Consider the following 18,814-nt stretch of genomic DNA (forward strand, 5'->3'; position numbering starts at 1 on the left):
CGGGGTTGGCTCAGTTAGCTTCCGCACGTTCCTTCGCCAGCCGCACCAGCACCGCTCGCGTCTGCTCGTCGGCCGGGAAGAAAGACTCGATCGCCAGTTCCGACAGCGTCACGTCAAGCGGCGTGCCGAAGACGGTGATGGTGCTGATGAAGGACAGCACCTGGTCGCCATGCGCCAGCCGCAGCGGATGGACGATGCCGTTGGGCTCGACCGGCACCGGCCGCGCACCCTTGAGCCCGGACGGATAGGTTCGCAATTCGCGCTCCAGCTCGACCAGGACGGGATCGCCGGCGGCATCGTTCTGGTGTTTCAGCCGCTCCAGCAGATGCGCCCGCCATTCCGCGAGATTGACGATGCGCGGTGCGATGCCGTTCGGGTGCAGGCTGAGGCGCAGCACATTGACCGGCGGCTGGAGCAGCGACGGCTCGGCAACATCGGCCAGAAACGGGCCGATGGCGGCATTGGCGGAAATCAGGTTCCAGTGCCGGTCGACGGCGAGGGCGGGGAACGGCTCATGCCCTTTGAGCACGCTCTCGACCGCGGCAAGCGCCGGCGCCAGCGTCGTATCTGTGAGTGGCCGCTCGCTGAAGCTCGGGGCAAAGCCGGCAGCCAGCAACAGCTGATTACGCTGCCGCAGCGGAATCTCAAGCTGCTCGGCCAGATGCAGCACCATCTCGCGCGAGGGCGCGGCGCGGCCGCTTTCGACGAAGGAGAGATGACGCTGGGAAATCTCAGCCTCCATTGCGAGATCAAGCTGGCTCATGCGCCGGCGCGTGCGCCATTCGCGGATCAGGCTGCCGGCGGAGGTTTGGGCTGTTGTCATGGGGGATGAGTAGGCCGGGGAGAGGCGTATTTCAATTACCTGGGAGGTCATTGGCGCGGTTCTCCCTTCTCCCCCTGTGGGAGAAGGTGGCCGAGCGAAGCTCGGTCGGATGAGGGGTGTTCCAGGGAACGCCAACGTCTCACTCCGCTGGAACACCCCTCATCCGTCTCGGCGCTGCGCGCCGATCCACCTTCCCCCACAAGGGTGGAAGGAAGAGGCGCGCTTCACCCCAGCTCCCGCAACTTCGCCTTCACCTCGAGAAAATCCCGCCACGCCAGTTTCTTGTGCGCCGGCGTCCGCAAGAGATAGGCCGGGTGCAGCGTCGGCATGGCCGGAATGGCAGTGCCCGACACCGTCGTGTGCACCTGCCAATTGCCGCGCAGGCGCAGAATGCCCTCGGTCGTGTTGAGCAGGGTTTTGGCCGAAGGGCCGCCGAGATTGACCAGCACCTTCGGATTGACCAGCTCGATCTGCCGCTCGATGAAGGGGCGGCAGATTTCGGTCTCGTGCGGCGTCGGCGTGCGGTTGCCGGGCGGCCGCCAGGGAATGACGTTGGCGATATAGACCGAAGTCCGGTCAAGCCCGATCGCCCCCAGCATGCGGTCGAGCAGCCGGCCGGAGCGGCCGACGAAGGGCAGGCCCTCAATATCCTCGTCGCGGCCGGGCGCCTCGCCGACCAACATCACCAAACCTTCCGGATTGCCGTCGGCAAAGACCAGGTTCTTGGCGGTGAATTTGAGGTTGCAGCCATCGAACGACGCCATGTGCTGGCGCAGTTCGTCGAGCGTCGAGGCACTTGCCGCCATTTGCCGGGCCAGGGCCGCCTGTGCCTCGTCGGGCACCGTCGCCATGGCCGGAACGGAACGCGCCGGCGCGTCCGGCACCCGGCTTGCGTCCAGCCCGGGGCTGGCGGCGGCTTGTTCCGGAAACTTGTTTTCGCGAGGCGGCGCGGCAGGCGCCGTTGTGCGCTCGGGGCGCTCCGGTGCTGCCCCGACAAACCGGTTCACCGGCGCGTCCTCCAACGCTTCGTCGACACCGGCAGAGGCGTAGAAGGCGAGCAACTCGGCCAGGTCGGATCGGTTGTTGGGGGAGGCGGCAGTCATGCCGGGCACATTCGTCCGCCGAGAGACGATTTGCAAGGTTGGGCGGTTAGTAATCTCCCCCTCAAGGAGGGAGATTACGCGCTCGTCGGCTTTCGCCAATCACGAAGGGCATTTCGTGGCGATTTTCACGGCGTCTGCCGCTTACCCCGTCGGTATCCGCGGATCCTGCACCAGATAGAACGTCCAGCGCGGCGTGTAGTCGGTGATCAGAAACTCGAAGCGTCCCCTCTTCAGCGGGTCGATCTGTCCACTCTTGAACAAGAGCCGGTCATAGGGTTCGAAATCGCGGTCGAAATCGGCGTACGCGCTCGACAGGATGTTGTCGGGCGTCTTGTTGCGCTGGTCGAAGGACAGGCCGTCGCCGAACACGCTCGGCTGGTTGAGTATCTCCTGCAGCTCGAACTGGAATTCGACCCAGGCCTGGCCGCTGTTGTTGAGCACCTCGATACGCATGTACAGGATGCCGTTGGCGAATTCGCCGTTGGTGCTGAACGGCTGGATCGGTTTGGTGGTGCGGATGGTGAGCGTCACCGGCGTCGACGAATTCAGCTCCTCGGAGATGACCAACGGATCTTCCTTGGTGCCGGTGCCCGAGGCGCCGGTGATGTGGAAACCGCCAAGCTCGTCGGAAAAGGAATAGGCGCCGGTCGCCCACACCTTCACCGGCTCGGCCTGAGCGCGAACCGGCGTAAGCATTGAAAGGGCGAGAAGGATCGCTCGGCAGGTCCGGCCGGGCGGAAGGGGGAAGCGCGTCAATGAATAGCCGGACGGCGTGCGCATGGAAATAAGTATGGCCGATAAGAGAGCCGTCGAACAATTAAAATATGGGACGCTGAGCGCGGGCGCGCGCAAAACGGTTGCGGCAGAGTTGTCATCCGCGACTTTTTGTCGAAATCGGCATTGTCACGTCAGCGCCGGTTTCCTGTCGCTGATTGATGCGCTATGCAGCGCAGGAGCCAGCAAAATGCCGGAAACGGTTGGCCAGAGCGGAGGGGTTGATGAGCGAGATCGAACGCGAGAGCATGGAATTCGACGTGGTCATCGTCGGGGCCGGCCCGGCGGGCCTTGCCGCAGCGATCCGTCTCAAGCAGGTCAATCCCGAGCTTTCCGTCGTGGTGTTGGAAAAGGGCGGCGAGGTTGGTGCCCACATTCTGTCAGGCGCCGTCGTCGATCCCATAGGCATCGACCGCCTGTTGCCGGGCTGGCGCGAGGAAGATGGCCACCCCTTCAAGACGCCGGTTACGGCCGACGATTTCCTGGTGCTCGGCCCCGCCGGCTCGTTCCGTCTGCCCAATATCCTGATGCCGCCGCTGATGAACAATCACGGCAACTACATCGTCTCGCTCGGCAATGTCTGCCGCTGGCTGGCAACCAAGGCTGAAGCGCTGGGCGTCGAAATCTATCCGGGCTTTGCTGCCGCCAGCCTCGTCTACAACGATGCCGGCGCGGTCACGGGCGTCATCACCGGCGACATGGGCGTCGAAAAAGACGGCACACATGGCCCGGGCTTTGCGCCGGGCATGGCGCTGATGGGCAAATACGTGCTGATCGGCGAGGGCGCGCGCGGTTCGCTGTCCAAGCAGCTGATCGCAAAATACAAACTGTCCGACGGGCGTGAGCCCGGCAAGTACGGCCTCGGCCTCAAGGAGCTGTGGCAGGTCAAGCCCGAGAACCACCGGCCGGGCCTGGTGCAGCACTCCTTCGGCTGGCCGCTCGACCTGAAGACAGGCGGCGGCTCCTTCCTCTACCACCTCGAGGATAACCAGGTCGCGGTCGGCTTCGTCCTGCATCTCAACTACAAGAACCCCTGGCTGTCGCCCTTCCAGGAATTCCAACGGTTCAAGACGCATCCGGCGATATCGCGCACCTTCGAGGGCGCCAAGCGCATCGGCTATGGCGCGCGGGCCATTACCGAAGGCGGCTGGCAGTCGGTGCCGAAACTCTCCTTCCCCGGCGGCGCGCTGATGGGGTGTGCGGCGGGCTTCGTCAACGTGCCGCGCATCAAGGGTTCGCACAATGCGGTGCTGTCCGGCATGCTGGCGGCCGAGCATGTCGCGCAAGCGATCGGCTCCGGCCGCGCCAATGACGAGCTGTCGTCTTATGAGGACGCCTGGCGCGCGACCGATATCGGCAAGGATTTGAAGAAGGTCCGCAACGTCAAGCCGCTCTGGTCGCGCTTCGGCACCATTATCGGCGTCGGCCTCGGTGGTCTCGACATGTGGCTGAACACGCTGTTCGGCTTCTCGCCCTTCGGCACGCTGAAACATGGCAAGGCCGATTACGCCACGCTTGAGCCCGCGGCCAAGCACAAGAAGATCGCCTATCCCAAAGCGGACGGCGTGCTGACCTTCGACCGCCTGTCCTCGGTGTTCCTGTCCAACACCAATCACGAGGAAAACGAGCCGGTGCATCTCATCGTCGGCGACATGGAGTTGCAGAAGCGTTCCGAGCATGATGTCTTTGCCGGGCCTTCGACCCGCTATTGCCCGGCCGGTGTTTACGAATGGGTCGACAAGGACGGCAACGCCGCCGCCGATCCGTCTGCCAAGGATGTGCGCTTCGTCATCAACGCGCAGAACTGCGTGCACTGCAAGACCTGCGACATCAAGGATCCCAACCAGAACATCAACTGGGTGCCGCCACAAGGCGGCGAAGGCCCGGTCTATCAGGGCATGTGAGCCTCACCGACCGGGGCCGTCTCGACCAGCAAAAAATGGCGGCGATGGCCGGGTTTACCAAGGCATGTAAGGCGCTCGGCGCCAAAGATTGTTGAAACCGTCGTCTGCTTGTGGTCTCATTGCCGCGTCCATGGGGAAAATGGCATGCGCGTGTTGGTCTTGTTTTGCGTCGCCGTCATAAGCGCGGCCTGCGGCGTCGTCGGGACGGCGTCGGCGGGGGTGAAAACCGTCGTCAAGACGCGAACCTATGACATCACCGGCACGACAGGTGCCGGTCTGGTTATCGCCATGAACCGCAGGGGCCCCAAGCACGGTTTCATGACCCACGCCATCGCGCAGACAAGCTACACCGCCGACTGGAGCCTGGACGTGGGTCAGGTCAACGGCGTCTGCCGCCTGCGCCAGGCCAATGGAACGCTCAACATCGCCTACACCTACCCGCGCGTCGCCTCGGCCGTCACGCCGGCGCTGCGCAAACGCTGGAACCGGTTTTTCACAGGCGTTCTCGCTCATGAAGGAACCCATGGCCGTATCGCCGGGCAGATGATGCAGGCTGCCGAGCGGTCGGTTCGCGGCCTGAAATTTGCCAACGATCCGCAATGCAACAAAACGCGCGTCGAAGCCACGCGGCGCTTGCAAGCCACTTCCAAGCTCTATGAGGCAAAACAGATCGCGTTCGACGCGCGCGAGCACAGTGAAGGCGGCCATGTCGAGCGCATCATCGAGGCCTTGGTAGGCTTGTGAAACCGTAAGCCCCGTGGCGTACGATCTAGCCGCCCATGTTGGGCTGGATCAGCGACACAGTCGCGGTAGAATCCTCGTCGACCGGCTTGGTCTCGTCGCGCATCAATGAAAATTCCACCATCACCGGCAGATGGTCGGAGCCGGTCTCGTCCATCTGCGTCGACGACAGGATGGTCACCCCGCCCTTCGAAAACACCTGGTCGATCGGCAGGCCCGCATAGCGCCGCAGGAAATCGGGCAGGGTCCGGTGGATCCAGGTCGGTCCGGCCGACGGCATCACGGTCAGTCCGCCGAGCGAGGCAACGCGCCGTACCGCGGCGCTCCACGGCACGGCATTGCAGTCGCCGGCCATGATCGCCGTCTCGCCGAGCGAGGTGAGCGTCTCGGTCAACTCGCCGATCTGCCAGTATTGTTCCTTCGGCCACGGCCAGCTCAAATGGATCGCCGCGACATCGACCGGAGTGCCGCCGAAATCGACGGTGGCGGCCGCCATCGCGCCGCGCGGTTCGCAATGCGGCTCGGTGCCGGCCGCAAAGGGTCGCCGGGACAAAAGCGCCACGCCCCACACGCCCTCGGGATGGGCGCACAGGATGCGATAGGGATAGGCGTTCTGGATATAGCCGAGTTCGGTCGCCCACATGGCCGATACTTCGTCGAGCGTGATCACGTCTGGGTTGGTCCTGGCGATCAGCGAAAGAACCTTCTTGGGTGTCGGATTGTTGAAACGCAGGTTCATCTGCAGCAGCCGGTAGACCGGTTCGTTGCCGGGCGCGGCGTCATTGGCGGCCTGCACCGGCCACAGGCGCGGCAAGGTGCTCAACGTGCTGGCGAAGGCGGCCACGGCCAGCAGCAGGCCCACGCCCGCCTGCAGGCGAAACGAGGTGGCGAGCAGCGGCAGCGCAATCAGCCCCATCAGCACGGCAAAATGGATGCGGAAATGGGCGAAGGAATCGAAGGCCGGATGCAGTGCGCCAAAGAACCCGGCTACAAGCGCGGCCGAGAGGCCGAGCATTGCCAGGAACGCCATTGAAGCCATCATCTTTCGCACGCGTGCCATCAGACCGGGTTTGCCCATAGACCGGGTAATACATTGCCGAGGTATCAGGCCTTTATCGGCTGAAATGCGGCCCAATCAAGATGACGAAACGCCTCGCGGCAAACATTTACGGCAAGCCGGTCTACTGAAAGGCCGTCTCCGAAAAGCTTCTCAGCTTGCGCGAATGCAACCGTTCCATCGGCATTTCCGCCAGCTTCTCCATCGCCTTGATGCCGATGGTCAGATGCTGCGCCACTTGCCGCTTGTAGAATTCGGTCGCCATGCCGGGCAGCTTCAACTCGCCATGCAGCGGCTTGTCGGAGACGCAAAGCAGCGTGCCGTAGGGCACGCGGAAGCGGAAGCCATTGGCGGCGATCGTGGCCGATTCCATATCGAGCGCTATGGCGCGCGACTGCGACAGCCGCTGCACCGGTCCGCGCTGGTCGCGCAGTTCCCAGTTGCGGTTGTCGATGGTGGCGACGGTGCCGGTGCGCATGATGCGCTTGAGATCGTAACCGGAAAGTCCGGTGACTTCGGCGACCGCCTCCTGCAGCGCCACCTGGATCTCGGCCAGCGGCGGTATCGGCACCCACACCGGCAGGTCGTCGTCCAGCACATGGTCTTCCCGGACATAGGCATGCGCCAGCACATAGTCGCCCAGCGCCTGCGTGTTGCGCAGGCCGGCGCAATGGCCGAGCATCAGCCAGGCATGTGGCCGCAGCACCGCGACATGGTCGGTGATCGTCTTGGCGTTGGACGGGCCGACGCCGATGTTGACCATGGTGATGCCGCCATGGTTCGGCTTCTTCAGATGATAGGCTGGCATCTGAGGCAGGCGCGGCGCCGCCACGCCTTCGCTGGGCGCGTTTTGCCCTGCCTTGGTGATGACATTGCCCGGTTCGACGAATTCGGTATAGCCGTGGCCGCCTTCAGCCATCTGGGCCCGCGCGCGGGCGACGAACTCGTCGATGTAGAATTGGTAGTTGGTGAACAGCACGAAGTTCTGGAAATGCTGCGGGCTGGTCGCCGTGTAGTGCGTCATGCGGTGCAGCGAATAGTCGATGCGCTGCGCCGTGAACGGCGCCAGCGGCCTTGGTTCGCCGAACGCGACCTCGAAGGTGCCGTTGGCGATCTGGTCGTCGGTGCCGTCGAGATCCGGCACGTCGAACAGGTCGCGGATCGGCCGTTTGATGCGGTCGGCGGCGGCGCCATCGACATGGGTTCCTTCAAGGAACGCGAAATGCAGCGGGATCGGCGTGGTCGATTCCGAAACCGTTACCGGCACACCGTGATTGCGCATGATCAGGCGAAGCTGCTCTACGAGATAGCGTTCGAACAGCACCGGCTGGGTGATGGTGGTCGAGAAATGCCCGGGGGTCGGCATGTGGCCGTAAGCCTGGCGCGAGTCGATCTGGGTGAACGAATTGGTGGTGACGCCGATCTCCGGGTAGAAGGCGCGGTAGCGCTTGCTTTCGTCGCCGCCGGCGGCAAGCGTGGCAAAGGAGTCGCGCAGAAACTTGGTGTTGCGGTCGTAGAGCACCTGCAAGGCGGCCACGGCCTTTTTGGCGTCGTCGAAGCTCTGCTTGCCGAAAGGCTCCGGCATGACGACCGATTCGATAGCTTGTGGGTAGATTCGCTTTTCCATGGCTCAATATAGAGACTTGAGGCCGCACTTGGGAGGGGAGGATGGCCGCCAAGTGGTCGATTTATTCGTCCACGCCCAAGGTGTGCTGAGATTCAGGTAAGGCTGAGCCGGAGTCGAGGACGGGCGCGAAGCGACCAAACTGGTTGGCTTCGAGAACCGGAGCGGAGCGTACTCGAAGTATGTGAGCACCAAAGGCCGCCACTTGCAGGCCGGCATCACCTTAATACCGGCACACCTTACCCGCGCTGCAGACTGACCAGCAAGACAAAGCCGACGCCATGCCTCTTCGTCGCCGGCGCGTCGATCGTCGTGTCGGCATTGGCCCGCATCATCGGCATGGCCAGGACCGGCGCCGACAGCACGACCAGAACGAGCGCCGCCCGCGGCAGGAGCCGAAGGGTCTGGAGGGCGTTGATGGCGATGCGGTTCATGGCTTTTGCTTTTCTGTTTGGATCTATGTCTTTGTCGTCTCAGGGGCGAAAATGGTTCATGCAATCGAATTGGCAGGAACTGGCTGCATCCCAGGAACGGGCCGGGCGGCCGGCTTCGGCCACGAGGATGGCGAAGAGCATCCCGAACAGGCTCATCAACAGGCAGACGATGGTGAAGCGGCGAGCGAGCATTTGCGTAGTGTCTCCTTGAACACGCCATCAAAATGCCCTGATGCGACTGAACCGGCGCTGATGCCGACGTTCATCTGCGGTTCAAAGTGATTGACGAGGTCTTAGAGAGAGCGTCGGTTCGGGTTTGCGCCGCCGCAAACGGCACGGTCGTCGCTATGGCGCGGACCGTCCTGCAAAAGAAAACGGGGCCTGTGAAGGCCCCGTTGGTCAGGTCAAAGCAGCTAGATCAGAGCTTGTGCCAGGTCTGGCTCTTGCAGATCAGCCCGCCGAGCACGCAGCCGCTCATTTTGAGCGAGGTGCCCGACAGTGTTGCCTTGCCCGAGTAGGTCTTGTCGTTTGCCGGATCGGTGATGTTGCCGGCATATTTGTTGGCCCCGGCCGCCTTGAGCGAACCGATGGTCTTCCCAGCATATTTGCCGGTCTTCAGGGTGATGGAGAATGAACCGCTGCCGCCGATAACTGCTGTGTCGCCGGCTTGTGTCTTCCAGTTGCCTTCGATCGGATCGGCCCAAGCCGCACCAGCCATCATCACGGCGGCCGCCAGGGCCAAGCTCACTTTGAGAAACATATCTGTCCTCCCTGGTTTAGATGGGGCAGCCGCCTCTCTGCCCCTTACGCAAACGTAAGCTAATCCAGCTCCCGGCAAAACAAAAGCGTGCCGCGACGGAAGGTTTCGCAATTTTCATGCAGGGTCGGGAGAGTGCAGCCCGTGGAAATAAACGATCGAGGCGTTGGCTTTGGTTCGCGTGGTTAGCAGAGTGTTGATCGGCGCCTTGCAAATTTTCGTCAAATCGGTCGAGAAACGGCGGGATTGCTGACTTTGTATCCTTAACGAATTTCCGCGTTTACCTCTTGTTTTAGCTTTGTTTTCTCCAAATTAAGCACGCCATTTAACGACGGATTCAAGGCTCGGCCTCATTCTCGGAAGCATCGAAAGAGCGGCTCCCCAGGGAACACCGGGGGACAGAAGAGGCCCGCTCTCGGGAGCCAGACAGGGGACTAAAATGGCACGTTTTGAAATGCTTGAAGCCGGCTTCGGCGCCATGGGGGCAACTGCCCAGGCCGACATTCTTTTCGAACTGGGCATGATGTATGCGACCGGCCGCGATTGCGAGACCGATGTCGTTGCCGCCCACAAATGGTTCAACATCGCCGCCATCAAGGGCTCGGTCCGCGCCGCGGAACTGCGCTCGGAACTGTCGGCCGCAATGTCCAAGGTCGAGATCGCCAAGGCGCTGCGCGAAGCCCGCGAATGGATGACGATGCACTGAGATCGCGAGCAGATTATCGCAGGCAGATTATCGAAAACAGGGAAGCCCCGGGATCAAGACCGCAAAGACGGTCGGAACCGGTGAAACGACAAGGCCGCGACAAGACGGCCGACCATGAAAGAACAAGAACGCGGCAGGCCGGCACGGTCCAGTCGTGCACAATGGGGACGGCGGGCAGGTTTTCGTGGCGCGGGGGCGCATGGGGACTGCTACGAGCAAAAAGCCACGACCGGCCGGAACAGGCTGGCGTGGCTTTTTGCGTTGATGAGGCCCAATCGAGCGGCGCCGATGCGCCTAGACAGGCCCAATGAAGGATGAAATTGTCCCGCCTTCGGAAAGAAGCGCGGCCAGAGCGGCTGCGCGAGTGTGGGAGGAGTTCTATCACCATGAAAAAAACGGGTATTTTGAGCGCGGCCGTATTTGGCCTGATGATGAGCGCGCCGGTTGCCTTTGCCGATGACATCACCATTTCGGTGGTCGGCCCGATGACCGGACAGCTCGCCACGATCGGCGATCAGTTCAAGCAGGGCGCAACGGCAGCCGCCGATGCGATCAACGCCGCCGGCGGTGTCAACGGCTCGATGATCAAGCTCGACATCGAGGACGACCAGTGCGATCCCAAGCAGGCGGTTTCGGTGGCCAACCGGATCGTTGCCAACAGCGTCAAGTTTATTGACGGCCATGCCTGTTCAGGTTCGAGCATCCCGGCTTCCGCCGTCTACGCCGAGGCCGGCGCGCTGATGATGAGCCCGGCCTCTTCAAATCCCGAGCTGACCGATGCCGCCGCCAAGGCCGGCTGGCCGACGATCATGCGTCTCTATACGCGTGACGACGCGCAGGGCGCCTTCATCGGCCCGTGGATCGCCAAGAAATATGCCGGCAAGAATGTCGTTATCCTGCATGACAAGAGCGCCTACGGTCAGGGCGTTGCCGATGCCGTGAAGGCGACGATGAATGCCGGTGGCCTCAAGGAGATCGACTATGAAGGCATCAATGCCGGCGAGAAGGATTATTCGGCTCTCGTCACCAAGCTGAAGGACCTCAAGGCCGACGTTGTCTATTTCGGCGGCTATCACCCGGAAGCCGGGCTTATCCTGCGTCAGTCGGCCGAGCAGAGCGTCAAGTTCCAGCTGATCATGCCGGACTCGATCGCCTCGCCGGAATTCTGGCAGGTCGCCGGCCCCGCCGGTGAAGGCACCCTGTTCGTCTTCCCGTCGGACCCGCAGGCCAAGCCGGAAGCCAAGGAGGCCATCGCCAAGATCAAGGCGGGCGGCTTCGTGCCGGAAGGCTTTACGCTGTTCTCCTACGCCGTCGTTCAGGCGTTTGCAGAGGGCGTCAAGCGCGCCGGAACGGACGATCCGGTCAAGGTAGCCGAAGCGCTGAAGAACGGCACGCCTTTCAGCACCGTGGTCGGCGACGTGACCTTTGATGAGAAGGGCGATCTGAAGAACGCCAGCTACGACATCAACCAGTGGCATGACGGCAAATACGCGCCAATCGCGCAGTAATCGTCCGCGTACTCAAGGAAATGGCCGGGCTTGTCCTGGCCATTTTTCGTTCAAGCCTCCAGCCGGCTATGCAGCCTCTTCAACGAAGCGCACCAGCACCGTTCCGTCGGTGACCTGCGCGCCCTCGGTGGCGATTTCCGCGATCACGCCGTCATGGCTGGCCGCGATCGTGTGCTCCATCTTCATCGCTTCCAGGATCAGTAGCGGCTGGCCCTTGATCACCCTTTCGCCCTTTGCCGCGCGCACCAGCTTGACCACGCCTGGCATCGGCGCGCGCAGGCTGCCGGAAGCGGCGGCCGCCTCGTCGGTGCGCGCCAGCGGATCCGGGACGAAGAAACTGTAGCCGACCGCGCCTTCGAAGACGGTGACGTGGCCTGGCCAGCGGGCAAGGCGAGGGGCGGCGCGAAGATCATGCGAATTGACGCTGTCATAGGGCGCGTCCAGCGCCACCTCGAAGCGCCCGTCCGGCCGCACTGAAACACGCGCCAGTATATCGTCCTCGCCATGGCGCAGGCGCGTGCGGCGCGCAACGCTGTGGAAATGCGCATAGCCGGCAAGCGACGACCACGGATCGTTCGACGGCGGCAAGGCACCGGCGCCCGCCGCGGCAAGGGCCGCCGCGGCAACGATCTCGCTGCTCGGCAGGGCGACCGCGGTCAGCGCTTCCTGATGCCTGCCGATCAGGCCGGTATCGACATCACCGGCCGAAAAATCGGCGTCCGCGGCAAGTGCCGCGAGAAACGCGGTGTTGACGGTCGAGCCGGCAATCTCGGTCTGCGACAACGCAGTCCCGAGCGCATCGAGTGCCGCCTGCCTGTCCTTGGCGTGGACGACCAGCTTGGCGATCATCGGATCGTAGAAGGGCGAGATCGCATCGCCGGCCCGCACGCCGGTCTCGATGCGCATGCTGGCGCCTTCGGGCGCGTTGTCGGGAAACGCCAGGTGATGCAGCGTGCCGGTCGCCGGCAGAAACCCTTTCGCCGCGTCCTCGGCATAGATGCGCGCCTCGAAGGCGTGGCCGGAAAGCGTGATTTCGCTCTGCGTCTTCGGCAGCTTTTCGCCGGCGGCTACCCGCAACTGCCACTCGACCAGGTCGGTGCCGGTGACCATTTCGGTGACGGGATGCTCGACCTGCAGGCGGGTGTTCATTTCCATGAACCAGAAGCGGTCGGCCTTCAGCCCTTGCGAGGCATCGACGATGAATTCGATGGTGCCGGCGCCGGAATAGCTGATCGCCTTGGCGGCCTTGACCGCCGCTTCCGTCATCGCCTCGCGCAGCGCCAGCGTCATGCCGGGCGCCGGCGCTTCCTCGATCACCTTTTGGTGGCGGCGCTGCGCCGAGCAGTCGCGCTCGTAGAGATGCACGGCATTGCCAAAATTGTCGCCGAACACCTGGACCTCGATGTGGCGCGGCTTGTCGACGTATTTTTCGACCAGCACGCGATCGTCGCCGAACGCGGCCTTGGCCTCGCGCCGTGCGCCTGACAGCGCTTCCGAAAAATCTTCGGGATGTTCGACGCAGCGCATGCCCTTGCCGCCGCCGCCGGCGCGCGCCTTGATCAGCACGGGATAGCCGATCTCACGCGCCTTGGACGCCAGCAGCACGATCTCCTGCGCCTCGCCATGATAGCCCGGCACCACCGGCACGCCGGCCTTTTCCATCAGCCGCTTGGCCGCATCCTTCAGCCCCATGGCGCGGATCGAGGCGGCCGACGGGCCGATGAATGTGAGCCCCGCCGCCACCACCAGGTCGACGAAATCGGGGTTTTCCGAGAGGAAGCCGTACCCGGGGTGAATTGCTTCGGCGCCGGTCGCCAGCGCCGCCGCAACAATCTTGTCGCCGCGCAGATAGCTTTCGCCGACCGGCGAGGCACCGATACTCACTGCCTCGTCGGCCATTTTGACATGCAGGGCCTTGGCGTCCGCGTCGGAATAGACGGCAACGGTGCGCACTCCCATCTTCCTGGCCGTGCGTATCACCCGGCAGGCGATCTCGCCGCGATTGGCGATCAGGATCTTGGCGAACATGGAGCCTCCAGAGTTTGTCTCGGGCGGCGCCGGTCTGGCAGGAATGAGCCTATTTCGAAGCCGCGATTTTGCAGCCGCCGCTCGCGGTCTGAACCTTCCACTTTTTCAGGCCAACCTGACAGCTTCGCAACGCCAACTCTTCCGCGGCCTTCTGAGATGGCGCGTTCAGCCGCGCACCGCAGATGATGTAAAGATCGTCGACGCGCGAGTAGAATGTGGTCGCGTAGGCCGAGTGGCCACTCGCCGCGACATAGGCGTTGTACGACTTCGTGCAGGGCTCCTTTGGATTCAGTGACAACGGAGGCCAAAATCGGGTGTCTCCCTTGCTGCCCGCCAGCGATCCAGCCGCCCCGATACCGGGTGCCGTAAATACGAGCAGGCCGGCAAGCATCGATACAGTAATTCGTTTGATGCGTGCCGATTTCATCTTGCGCCGCCCATTTGAAAAATGCCCAAGCCGATGCTTGTCGGCCTACTTCGATGCCGCAACTTCGCAGCCAGCCCCTGTAATGACCTTGTAATGGCTGCGGGCAGACTCGCAGGATTTCATCGCCCGTTCTTCGGCAGCCTTCTGTGACGGTGCATTCAAGCCCGAGCCGCAGATGATGTACAACGAACGGATCCGGGCATAGGGCGTGGTCGCATAGGCCGAATGGCCGCCGGCGGCCACATAGGCGTTGTAAGCCATGGTGCACTGGTCTTTCGGGCTTTTCGGCAAATACGGATAGAAATGGATGTCGCCTTTGCTTCCCGCCAGCGATGCCGCGGCGCCAACGCCGGGTACCGCAAATATAAGCAAGACTGCAAGTACCGACGCAGTCGTTTTTCCCGAATATTTCGGCCTCATCTTTACCCCATCCCCGTTGCCCAATGCGGGATGAACAATAGCGTCTATTCTCCAGTACCGCCAGCCTGCTCACCGAAAATTGCTTTTGCGTAGGTGGATGAACCATCTTATCCATGCAGACTAGCATCCTCCAATGGCAGCAACGGCTTGTCGGTATAGTTGAGCTGTTGGCTCGTCGAAGCAGCAGAAAATAACTGTTTCGGGCGTTGAGTTCTGTCCGACGAAGGTACCTGCGATGCCAACGGCAATCTGCGTCGCCTCATTTTTCGGATAACGGTAGATGCCGGTGGAGATCGCCGGAAATGCCACAGTCCGGCAATCCCTGGCGGCGGCGATTTCGAGCGACCTGATATAGCAGGAGGCGAGCAGCCCGGCTTCGCCTTTGCCGCCGCCTTGCCAGACAGGTCCGACCGTGTGGATGATGTAACGTGCCGGCAGGTGATAGCCCTTGGTAAGCTTTGCTTCGCCGACATTGCAGCCGTTCAGCATCCGGCATTCTAATTCGAGCTCCGGGCCGGCGGCGCGGTGAATGGCGCCGTCGACGCCGCCGCCGCCCAGCAGCGAGGAATTGGCGGCGTTGACGATGGCATCGACCGCAAGCCTGGTGATGTCGCCGGTGTGGACATGTATCCGTTCGCCGAACTTGCTCATCCTACATCCTGAACACGCCGAACTTCGTTTCCTCGATTCCGGCGTTGAGCGCGGCCGACAGGCTGAGCGCCAGCACCTCGCGCGTTTTCGCCGGGTCGATGATGCCGTCGTCCCATAGCCGCGCCGAGGAGTAGAGCGGGTGGCCCTCATGCTCGTATTTCATCAGGATCGGCTTCTTGAATTTCGCTTCCTCGTCCGCGCTCCACTCACCGCCCTTGCGCTCGATGCCCTCGCGCTTGACCACCGCCAGCACGGTCGCCGCCTGTTCGCCGCCCATCACCGAAATGCGCGCGTTCGGCCACATCCACAGGAACCGCGGCGAGTAGGCGCGTCCGCACATGCCGTAATTGCCGGCGCCGAACGACCCGCCGATGATCATCGTCACCTTCGGCACCTTGGCGGTGGCGACCGCCATCACCAGCTTGGCGCCGTCCTTGGCGATGCCGCCGGCCTCGTATTTTCGCCCGACCATGAAGCCGGTGATGTTCTGCAGGAAGATCAGCGGGATCTTGCGCTGGCAGCACAGTTCGATGAAATGCGCGCCCTTCACAGCACTTTCGGAAAACAGCACGCCATTGTTGGCGATGATGCCGACCGGCATGCCCTGAAGATGGGCAAAGCCGGTGACCAGCGTGGTGCCGTAATTCTGCTTGAACTCGTCGAACTCGGAGCCGTCGACGACGCGCGCGATCACCTCGCGCACATCATAGGGCTGGCGCAGATCCGTCGGCACGATGCCGTAGAGCTCCTGCGCGTCATGAAGCGGCGGCATGGGTTTCTGTAAGGTCAGGCTTACAGTCTTGCGCCGGTTGAGATTTTTGACGATGCGCCGGCAGATGGCCAGCGCATGTTCGTCGTCCAGCGCATAGTGGTCGGCGACACCGGACAGCCTGGTGTGCACGTCGGCGCCGCCAAGCTCCTCGGCGCTGACATCTTCACCCGTAGCCGCCTTCACCAGAGGCGGGCCGCCGAGAAAAATGGTCGCCTGGTTGCGAACCATGATCGTCTCGTCCGACATTGCCGGCACATAGGCGCCCCCCGCAGTACATGAGCCCATGACGCAGGCGATCTGCGGAATGCCGGCCGCCGACATGTTGGCCTGGTTGTAGAAGATGCGGCCGAAATGCTCGCGATCGGGAAACACCTCGTCCTGATTAGGCAGGTTGGCGCCGCCGCTGTCGACCAGATAGACGCAAGGCAGATTGTTTTGCAGCGCGATCTCCTGTGCGCGCAAATGCTTCTTCACCGTGAGCGGATAATAGGTGCCGCCCTTCACCGTGGCGTCGTTGACCACGACCATCACCTCGGTGCCTTCGACACGGCCGACGCCCGCGACGAGGCCGGCCGAGGAAATCTCCTCGCCATACATGGACCATGCCGCGAACTGGCCGATCTCGAGGAAAGGCGAGCCGGTGTCGAGCAACTGCGCCAGCCGCTCGCGCGGCAACAGCTTGCCGCGCGAAACATGACGCTCGCGCGCCTCCTCCGAGCCACCGCGCTCGACGGTTGCCGCCTTGTCCGCAATGTCGGCAACCAGCGCCCGCATGCGCTCGGCATTGGCGAGGTAGGTTTCGGAGGAGGGCGAGATCTGGGTTTGGAGTACGGCCATGCTAAACCCCTTCCGCCATGATCTCGCGCCCGATCAGCCAGCGGCGGATCTCGCTGGTGCCGGCGCCGATCTCGTAGAGCTTGGCGTCGCGCAACAGCCGGCCGGTCGGATACTCGTTGGTATAGCCGTTGCCGCCAAGCAGCTGGATGGCGTCGAGCGCCATCAGCGTCGCCTTCTCGGCGGCAAACAGCACGCAGCCGGCGGCATCCTTGCGTGTCGTCTGGCCGCGATCGCAGGCAGCCGCGACGGCATAAACGTACGCGCGCGCGGCGTTCATCGTCGAATACATGTCGGCGAGCTTGCCCTGCACCAGCTGGAACTCGCCGATCGGCTGGCCGAACTGCTTGCGCTCATGCACATAGGGGACGGCAACGTCGAGGCTCGCCGCCATCAGCCCGAGCGGGCCGCCGGCGAGCACGGTGCGCTCGTAGTCGAGGCCCGACATCAGGACCTCGACGCCGCGGCCCTCCTCATGCAGCACATTGTCATAGGGCACCTCGACATTGTCGAACACCAGTTCGCCGGTGTTGGAGCCGCGCATGCCGAGCTTGTCGAGCTTTGGCGATGCCGAGAAGCCGGCCATGGTCTTTTCGACGATGAAGGCGGTGATGCCGCGCGATTTCCGCTCGGGATCGGTCTTGGCGTAGACCACCAGCGTTTCGGCATCGGGGCCGTTGGTGATCCACATTTTCGAGCCGTTGAGCACATAGCGGTCGTTGCGCTTTTCGGCGCGCAGCTTGAGCGAGACGACGTCGGAGCCGGCGCCCGATTCCGACATGGCCAGCGCACCTGCCCTTTCGCCCGAGCACAATGCCGACAGGAATTTCTCCTTCTGAGCCGGCGTCGCCCAGCGGTTGATCTGGTTGACGCAGAGGTTCGAATGGGCGCCGTAGGAGAGACCAACCGAGCCCGAGGCGCGCGAAATCTCTTCCACCGCAATGACGTGGGCAAGATAGCCCATGCCGCTGCCGCCGAAATCGGGATCGGCGGTGATGCCGAGAAGGCCGAGCGCGCCGAGTTCTTTCCACAGATGCGCGGGGAATTGATTGCTGCGGTCGATCTCGGCGGCGATCGGCGCTATTTTCTCCTGGGCAAAGCGGCGCACCAGATCGCGCAGCGCCTCGATGTCCTCGTCATGCCCGAAGCTGAGTGTGTTCGTGTACATGCCGTTCCCTCCTGCCGCATGACCCCGAAATCAACTTTGATTTTCGGAAAGGATCATGCGCGAAATCAAAATGCTACAGCGTCCTTTGCGCGTCCGAAGGGACGCGCGGCGCTGTAAGTCTTGCCGTCTATGTTCGCGCCAACCAGGCGCATTGTCATTGAAAGATATGTCGCCGTGACTTCAGCCATCGACAGCCGCTCGCCCGGCCGGAACCAGACGATGACGCCGGTCATCATCTGGATCAGCGCCATGGCAGTGAGCCCGGTGTCATCGACACTGAAGGCGCCGGCCTCCGCGCCGTCGCGCAGGATGGCGCGCAACTCCTTCTCATAGGCGGTGCGCATGCGAAGGATCTGCGTCAGCCGGTCATGTGACAGGCTGCGCAATTCCATGTTCGAGACATGGGTGGAGTGGCGGCGCTCGATGTGGAAAGCGATGTGGTTTTCGACATAGGCGGCAAGCCGCGTTGCCGGATCGGCAGCGTCGGGGCGTGCGGCGTCCCACGCTTCGATCAGCCCTTCCATATGTTCGCGCATCAGCGTGAACAGCAGGTCTCCCTTGGTCGGAAAATAGCGGTAGAGCGCGGCCGCCTGGACGCCGACCTCGGCGGCAAGCTGCCGCATCGACGTCGCCTCATAGCCGAAGCGGGCGATCAGGCTGACCGCTGCCTCGCGGACGGCCGCTTCAGTTTTTTCGCCGTCGGATCCCGTTGTGCGTGCCATGATCGCCTCCCTGAATGCAGCAAGAATAAAACGAACGTTCAATTAATTCAAGTGGGCGATAAGAACCGTCTAACGATGATCCGGTAGTCCACGGGCGCGTCGAGGACTTCGAATTCCTCGGTCTCGACCTTCGAAACCGAGGATCCCGTTGGTCCTTGCCGCAGCCGTTCGATCATTGTGGAAACCGCAGCATCGGCACCGGCAATCCAGGTCGTCACGGTGCCGTCTCGTTCATTGCGTACCCAACCTACGAGGCCAAGCCCTGTCGCTTCGCCTCGCGCCCACATCCGGTAGCCGACGCCTTGCACCTTGCCATGCACACGCGCCTGCACTGCCCTTTGCCGGTCATCCATCGTTGCCT

The 18,814-nt window shown here is 62.9% G+C and carries 20 protein-coding genes; 5 read left to right on the forward strand and 15 right to left on the reverse strand.

The window, feature by feature from the left end:
• Positions 1-10: 10 nt before the first annotated feature.
• The 3 genes from X751_RS161375 to X751_RS161365 all read right to left on the reverse strand — a co-directional run bounded on the left by X751_RS161375 (position 11) and on the right by X751_RS161365 (position 2,622).
• Positions 11-823, reverse strand: a complete 813-nt coding sequence (locus X751_RS161375; RefSeq protein WP_023687252.1) for a helix-turn-helix transcriptional regulator — start codon at positions 821-823, stop codon at positions 11-13.
• A gap of 224 nt (positions 824-1,047) precedes the next feature.
• The gene (locus tag X751_RS161370) at positions 1,048-1,926 is read right to left on the reverse strand and encodes a uracil-DNA glycosylase (protein ID WP_023743743.1); all 879 of its coding nucleotides are present in this window, start codon (positions 1,924-1,926) and stop codon (positions 1,048-1,050) included.
• 141 nt (positions 1,927-2,067) lie between these two features.
• Positions 2,068-2,622: a hypothetical protein gene (locus tag X751_RS161365; protein ID WP_023698594.1), complete on the reverse strand. Its 555-nt coding sequence runs from the start codon at positions 2,620-2,622 to the stop codon at positions 2,068-2,070.
• Positions 2,623-2,924: 302 nt separating this feature from the next.
• Here X751_RS161365 and X751_RS161360 point away from each other — a divergent pair, with 302 nt between their 5' ends.
• Both X751_RS161360 and X751_RS161355 read left to right on the forward strand, forming a co-directional pair.
• On the forward strand, positions 2,925-4,604 hold the full coding sequence (locus tag X751_RS161360) for an electron transfer flavoprotein-ubiquinone oxidoreductase (RefSeq protein WP_023743744.1): 1,680 nt from the start codon (positions 2,925-2,927) through the stop codon (positions 4,602-4,604).
• A gap of 144 nt (positions 4,605-4,748) precedes the next feature.
• Positions 4,749-5,348, forward strand: coding sequence for a DUF922 domain-containing protein (locus tag X751_RS161355; protein ID WP_023692824.1), 600 nt, complete (start codon positions 4,749-4,751; stop codon positions 5,346-5,348).
• Positions 5,349-5,373: 25 nt separating this feature from the next.
• On the opposite strand, the gene X751_RS161350 is transcribed toward X751_RS161355, so the two are convergent.
• The 3 genes from X751_RS161350 to X751_RS161340 all read right to left on the reverse strand — a co-directional run bounded on the left by X751_RS161350 (position 5,374) and on the right by X751_RS161340 (position 8,460).
• Positions 5,374-6,375, reverse strand: a complete 1,002-nt coding sequence (locus X751_RS161350) for an endonuclease/exonuclease/phosphatase family protein (RefSeq protein WP_245265723.1) — start codon at positions 6,373-6,375, stop codon at positions 5,374-5,376.
• 151 nt (positions 6,376-6,526) lie between these two features.
• The gene (locus X751_RS161345) at positions 6,527-7,987 is read right to left on the reverse strand and encodes an AMP nucleosidase (protein WP_023731828.1); all 1,461 of its coding nucleotides are present in this window, start codon (positions 7,985-7,987) and stop codon (positions 6,527-6,529) included.
• Between the two features lie 278 nt (positions 7,988-8,265).
• Positions 8,266-8,460 carry a hypothetical protein gene (locus X751_RS161340; RefSeq protein WP_023743746.1) on the reverse strand — a complete coding sequence of 65 codons (195 nt, stop codon included), beginning with the start codon at positions 8,458-8,460 and terminating at the stop codon, positions 8,266-8,268.
• A 51-nt stretch (positions 8,461-8,511) separates the two neighbouring features.
• Here X751_RS161340 and X751_RS1000000167395 point away from each other — a divergent pair, with 51 nt between their 5' ends.
• On the forward strand, positions 8,512-8,742 hold the full coding sequence (locus X751_RS1000000167395; protein ID WP_156935551.1) for a hypothetical protein: 231 nt from the start codon (positions 8,512-8,514) through the stop codon (positions 8,740-8,742).
• A gap of 136 nt (positions 8,743-8,878) precedes the next feature.
• Here the strand turns inward: X751_RS1000000167395 and X751_RS161335 are convergent, their stop codons facing one another.
• The gene (locus tag X751_RS161335; protein ID WP_023743747.1) at positions 8,879-9,220 is read right to left on the reverse strand and encodes a DUF2147 domain-containing protein; all 342 of its coding nucleotides are present in this window, start codon (positions 9,218-9,220) and stop codon (positions 8,879-8,881) included.
• A 436-nt stretch (positions 9,221-9,656) separates the two neighbouring features.
• Between X751_RS161335 and X751_RS161330 the strand changes: the two genes are divergently transcribed.
• Both X751_RS161330 and X751_RS161325 read left to right on the forward strand, forming a co-directional pair.
• Positions 9,657-9,923 (forward strand): sel1 repeat family protein, encoded by a 267-nt coding sequence (locus X751_RS161330; RefSeq protein WP_006199745.1) that lies wholly within the window; start codon positions 9,657-9,659, stop codon positions 9,921-9,923.
• A gap of 386 nt (positions 9,924-10,309) precedes the next feature.
• Positions 10,310-11,431 (forward strand): ABC transporter substrate-binding protein, encoded by a 1,122-nt coding sequence (locus X751_RS161325; protein ID WP_023687260.1) that lies wholly within the window; start codon positions 10,310-10,312, stop codon positions 11,429-11,431.
• Positions 11,432-11,497: 66 nt separating this feature from the next.
• Here the strand turns inward: X751_RS161325 and X751_RS161320 are convergent, their stop codons facing one another.
• The 8 genes from X751_RS161320 to X751_RS161285 form a co-directional block, all read right to left on the reverse strand.
• Positions 11,498-13,459, reverse strand: coding sequence for an acetyl/propionyl/methylcrotonyl-CoA carboxylase subunit alpha (locus X751_RS161320; RefSeq protein WP_023743748.1), 1,962 nt, complete (start codon positions 13,457-13,459; stop codon positions 11,498-11,500).
• A gap of 49 nt (positions 13,460-13,508) precedes the next feature.
• Positions 13,509-13,886 carry a hypothetical protein gene (locus tag X751_RS161315; RefSeq protein ID WP_023702172.1) on the reverse strand — a complete coding sequence of 126 codons (378 nt, stop codon included), beginning with the start codon at positions 13,884-13,886 and terminating at the stop codon, positions 13,509-13,511.
• Positions 13,887-13,931: 45 nt separating this feature from the next.
• Positions 13,932-14,306: a hypothetical protein gene (locus X751_RS161310; RefSeq protein WP_023670207.1), complete on the reverse strand. Its 375-nt coding sequence runs from the start codon at positions 14,304-14,306 to the stop codon at positions 13,932-13,934.
• 120 nt (positions 14,307-14,426) lie between these two features.
• Complete coding sequence (locus X751_RS161305; RefSeq protein ID WP_023702171.1) at positions 14,427-14,957, reverse strand: O-acetyl-ADP-ribose deacetylase; 531 nt, start codon at positions 14,955-14,957, stop codon at positions 14,427-14,429.
• Between the two features lies 1 nt (position 14,958).
• Positions 14,959-16,566 carry a carboxyl transferase domain-containing protein gene (locus X751_RS161300; protein ID WP_023743749.1) on the reverse strand — a complete coding sequence of 536 codons (1,608 nt, stop codon included), beginning with the start codon at positions 16,564-16,566 and terminating at the stop codon, positions 14,959-14,961.
• A 1-nt stretch (position 16,567) separates the two neighbouring features.
• Positions 16,568-17,731: an isovaleryl-CoA dehydrogenase gene (locus X751_RS161295; protein WP_023743750.1), complete on the reverse strand. Its 1,164-nt coding sequence runs from the start codon at positions 17,729-17,731 to the stop codon at positions 16,568-16,570.
• Positions 17,732-17,796: 65 nt separating this feature from the next.
• Positions 17,797-18,453: a TetR/AcrR family transcriptional regulator gene (locus X751_RS161290; protein ID WP_023743751.1), complete on the reverse strand. Its 657-nt coding sequence runs from the start codon at positions 18,451-18,453 to the stop codon at positions 17,797-17,799.
• Positions 18,454-18,500: 47 nt separating this feature from the next.
• Positions 18,501-18,806, reverse strand: a complete 306-nt coding sequence (locus tag X751_RS161285) for an acylphosphatase (protein WP_023743752.1) — start codon at positions 18,804-18,806, stop codon at positions 18,501-18,503.
• Between the last annotated feature and the right edge of the window lie 8 nt (positions 18,807-18,814).

It is taken from the genome of Mesorhizobium sp. LNJC394B00 (genome assembly GCF_000502555.1).
Classification (GTDB): domain Bacteria; phylum Pseudomonadota; class Alphaproteobacteria; order Rhizobiales; family Rhizobiaceae; genus Mesorhizobium.

Excerpts from the sequence above, each read along its gene's own strand:
- X751_RS161340 (WP_023743746.1), bottom strand. The coding sequence starts at position 8,460 with ATGAACCGCATCGCCATCAACGCCCTCCAGACCCTTCGGCTCCTGCCG.
- X751_RS161375 (WP_023687252.1), bottom strand. The coding sequence starts at position 823 with ATGACAACAGCCCAAACCTCCGCCGGCAGCCTGATCCGCGAATGGCGC.
- X751_RS161315 (WP_023702172.1), bottom strand. The coding sequence starts at position 13,886 with ATGAAATCGGCACGCATCAAACGAATTACTGTATCGATGCTTGCCGGC.
- X751_RS161310 (WP_023670207.1), bottom strand. The coding sequence starts at position 14,306 with ATGAGGCCGAAATATTCGGGAAAAACGACTGCGTCGGTACTTGCAGTC.
- X751_RS161365 (WP_023698594.1), bottom strand. The coding sequence starts at position 2,622 with ATGCTTACGCCGGTTCGCGCTCAGGCCGAGCCGGTGAAGGTGTGGGCG.
- X751_RS161330 (WP_006199745.1), top strand. The coding sequence starts at position 9,657 with ATGGCACGTTTTGAAATGCTTGAAGCCGGCTTCGGCGCCATGGGGGCA.
- X751_RS161320 (WP_023743748.1), bottom strand. The coding sequence starts at position 13,459 with ATGTTCGCCAAGATCCTGATCGCCAATCGCGGCGAGATCGCCTGCCGG.
- X751_RS161325 (WP_023687260.1), top strand. The coding sequence starts at position 10,310 with ATGAAAAAAACGGGTATTTTGAGCGCGGCCGTATTTGGCCTGATGATG.
- X751_RS161300 (WP_023743749.1), bottom strand. The coding sequence starts at position 16,566 with ATGGCCGTACTCCAAACCCAGATCTCGCCCTCCTCCGAAACCTACCTC.
- X751_RS161285 (WP_023743752.1), bottom strand. The coding sequence starts at position 18,806 with ATGGATGACCGGCAAAGGGCAGTGCAGGCGCGTGTGCATGGCAAGGTG.
- X751_RS161295 (WP_023743750.1), bottom strand. The coding sequence starts at position 17,731 with ATGTACACGAACACACTCAGCTTCGGGCATGACGAGGACATCGAGGCG.
- X751_RS161355 (WP_023692824.1), top strand. The coding sequence starts at position 4,749 with ATGCGCGTGTTGGTCTTGTTTTGCGTCGCCGTCATAAGCGCGGCCTGC.
- X751_RS161350 (WP_245265723.1), bottom strand. The coding sequence starts at position 6,375 with ATGGCGTTCCTGGCAATGCTCGGCCTCTCGGCCGCGCTTGTAGCCGGG.
- X751_RS161335 (WP_023743747.1), bottom strand. The coding sequence starts at position 9,220 with ATGTTTCTCAAAGTGAGCTTGGCCCTGGCGGCCGCCGTGATGATGGCT.
- X751_RS161345 (WP_023731828.1), bottom strand. The coding sequence starts at position 7,987 with ATGCCGGAGCCTTTCGGCAAGCAGAGCTTCGACGACGCCAAAAAGGCC.
- X751_RS161305 (WP_023702171.1), bottom strand. The coding sequence starts at position 14,957 with ATGAGCAAGTTCGGCGAACGGATACATGTCCACACCGGCGACATCACC.
- X751_RS1000000167395 (WP_156935551.1), top strand. The coding sequence starts at position 8,512 with ATGGTTCATGCAATCGAATTGGCAGGAACTGGCTGCATCCCAGGAACG.
- X751_RS161290 (WP_023743751.1), bottom strand. The coding sequence starts at position 18,453 with ATGGCACGCACAACGGGATCCGACGGCGAAAAAACTGAAGCGGCCGTC.
- X751_RS161360 (WP_023743744.1), top strand. The coding sequence starts at position 2,925 with ATGAGCGAGATCGAACGCGAGAGCATGGAATTCGACGTGGTCATCGTC.
- X751_RS161370 (WP_023743743.1), bottom strand. The coding sequence starts at position 1,926 with ATGACTGCCGCCTCCCCCAACAACCGATCCGACCTGGCCGAGTTGCTC.